This is a genomic window from Streptomyces sp. NPDC050610, from assembly GCF_040654875.1.
Classification (GTDB): domain Bacteria; phylum Actinomycetota; class Actinomycetes; order Streptomycetales; family Streptomycetaceae; genus Streptomyces.
In genome coordinates, this window is record NZ_JBFAIV010000091.1 from 1 (window position 1) to 2,493 (window position 2,493).

Annotated in this window: 3 protein-coding genes; all 3 read right to left on the reverse strand. The window is 69.5% G+C overall.

Going from position 1 to position 2,493, the window contains the following annotated elements; genetic code table 11:
- Nucleotides 1-23: 23 nt before the first annotated feature.
- On the reverse strand, nt 24-788 hold the full coding sequence (sufC, locus tag AB0I22_RS39675; protein ID WP_363135899.1) for a Fe-S cluster assembly ATPase SufC: 765 nt from the start codon (nt 786-788) through the stop codon (nt 24-26).
- A 160-nt stretch (nt 789-948) separates the two neighbouring features.
- Entirely contained in the window at nt 949-2,133 is a 1,185-nt protein-coding gene (sufD, locus tag AB0I22_RS39680; RefSeq protein ID WP_363135900.1) for a Fe-S cluster assembly protein SufD, read from the reverse strand.
- 102 nt (nt 2,134-2,235) lie between these two features.
- The coding region (locus AB0I22_RS39685; protein WP_363135901.1) for a SufD family Fe-S cluster assembly protein at nt 2,236-2,493 on the reverse strand (258 nt) is incomplete at its 5' end.

Below are 2,493 nucleotides of genomic sequence, written 5' to 3' on the forward strand. Positions count from 1 at the left end.
GGCCAGGAGGTCCGGCAGCTGTGTCACGCGGGAGCGCCGCCCTTCACGTAGGCCTCGTAGCCCTCGTTCTCCAGCTTGTCGGCGAGCTCCGCGCCACCGGACTCGGCGATGCGGCCCTGCGCGAAGACGTGCACGAAGTCGGGCTTGATGTAGCGCAGGATCCGCGTGTAGTGGGTGATCAGCAGGGTGCCGACCTCGCCGCCCTCCCGGACCCGGTTGACGCCCTCCGAGACGGTGCGCAGGGCGTCCACGTCCAGACCGGAGTCGGTCTCGTCGAGGATGGCGATCTTCGGCTTGAGGAGCTCCAGCTGGAGGATCTCGTGGCGCTTCTTCTCACCGCCGGAGAAGCCCTCGTTCACGTTGCGCTCGGCGAAGGCGGGGTCCATCTGGAGCTGCTCCATCGCCGTTTTGACTTCCTTGACCCAGGTGCGGAGCTTGGGGGCCTCGCCGCGGATGGCGGTCGCGGAGGTGCGCAGGAAGTTGGAGACCGAGACGCCGGGGACCTCGACGGGGTACTGCATGGCGAGGAACACGCCGGCGCGGGCGCGCTCGTCGACGGTCATCTCCAGGACGTCCTCGCCGTCGAGGGTGACGGTGCCGCCGGTGACCGTGTATTTGGGGTGACCCGCCAGGGAATAGGCGAGGGTCGACTTGCCGGAGCCGTTGGGGCCCATGATGGCGTGCGTCTCGCCCTGCCGCACCGTCAGGTCGACGCCGCGCAGGATTTCCTTGGTGCCATTGTCGACCTCGACGGACACGTGCAGGTCGTGAATTTCAAGCGTAGCCATAGGGAACTCAGGACTCCTCGGTAGGGGAGACGCGCACAGTCGCTTCCGGCCGCCTCCTTCGGTCTCTACGGTCTCTACGGGACGTACGAGGACGGGGCCGGGGACGAGGACGAGGGCGGGAACAGGTACGGGTACGAGGACGGGGCGTGCCGCGGGGAGGTCATGCCGCGGGCCCCTCCAGTTCCTGCTCGATCCTGGCGAGCAGCCGCTCCTCGACGTCGGGGAGGCCGATGCGCTGGACGAGTTCAGTGAAGAAGCCGCGGACGACGAGGCGGCGGGCCTCGTCGGCCGGGATGCCGCGCGCCATCAGGTAGAAGAGCTGCTCGTCGTCGAACCGGCCGGTCGCCGAGGCGTGCCCGGCCCCCACGATCTCGCCGGTCTCGATCTCCAGATTGGGGACCGAGTCGACGCGCGCCCCGTCGGTGAGGACCAGGTTGCGGTTCAGCTCATAGGTGTCCGTACCGGTGGCGGGCGCCTGGATGAGGACGTCGCCGATCCACACGGCGTGCGCGTCCTCGCCCTGGAGCGCGCCCTTGTAGGCCACGTCGGAGCGGCAGTGCGGGGCGGTGTGGTCGACGAGGAGCCGGTGCTCGTGGTGCTGCCCGGCGGTGGTGACGTACAGGCCGTAGAGCTCGGCCTCGCCGCCGGGGCCCTGGTAGGAAACGCGCGGGTGAAGCCGTACGAGATTTCCGCCCAGGGTGACGACCGTCGACTTGAAGGTGGCGTCCCGGCCGATGAGCGCGTTGTGCTGGGCGACGTGGACGGCCGTGCCGTCCCAGTCCTGTACGGACACGACGGTGAGCTTGGCGCCCGCGCCGAGGACGAAGTCGACGTTGGCCGCGAGCACTCCGGAGCCGGAGTGCTCCATGACGACGACGGCTTCGGCGAACGCGCCGAGCTCCACGAACAGGTGGCCGAAGGAGGTGCCGCCCTCGCCGTGCACGGCGATCCGGACCGGCTCGTCGAGCACCGTCTCCTTGGGGACGGTGACCACCGACGCCTTCTCGAACGAGCTGTACGCCTGGGCGGCCACCCGGTCCACCGGCGTACCGGCCGCGCCGAGCCGCGGGTCCTCGCGGCCCACCGTCTCGACGGTGACGCCGGCGGGGGCGCTCACCTCGACCGTCACTCCCTCGCCGGCGGCGGTGGCGGTGCCGTTGTGCAGGTCCTTGAGCCGGTCCAGGGGAGTGAAGCGCCACTCCTCCTCGCGGCCGTGCGGTACGGGGAAGTCGGCCACGTCGTAGGACGGGGGAGCGCTCATCCGGGTGGCGACGGTGGAATCAGCGGTCACCTGGACGGAACCGGCGGCCGTGGAACCAGCGGAGATGTTCTGAGCCTCAGCCATGGCTGTCGATGTACTCGCTTTCTGCGGTCAGGGCGTTCGCTGCGGGAGCGCTCGCGGGGGCCGCCCGTGGCCCCCGCGAGCGGGAGGAGACAGCGTGGACCGTCAGCCGACGGAGCCCTCCATCTGCAGTTCGATGAGCCGGTTGAGTTCCAGCGCGTACTCCATCGGCAGCTCACGCGCGATCGGCTCGACGAAGCCCCGCACGATCATCGCCATCGCCTCGAACTCCGTCATGCCCCGGCTCATCAGGTAGAAGAGCTGGTCATCGCTGACCTTGGAGACGGTCGCCTCGTGGCCCATCGACACGTCGTCCTCACGCACGTCCACGTACGGGTACGTGTCCGAGCGGGAGATCGTGTC

Coding starts and splice junctions, on each gene's coding strand:
- sufD (WP_363135900.1), bottom strand. CDS start 2,133: ATGGCTGAGGCTCAGAACATCTCCGCTGGTTCCACGGCCGCCGGTTCC.
- sufC (WP_363135899.1), bottom strand. CDS start 788: ATGGCTACGCTTGAAATTCACGACCTGCACGTGTCCGTCGAGGTCGAC.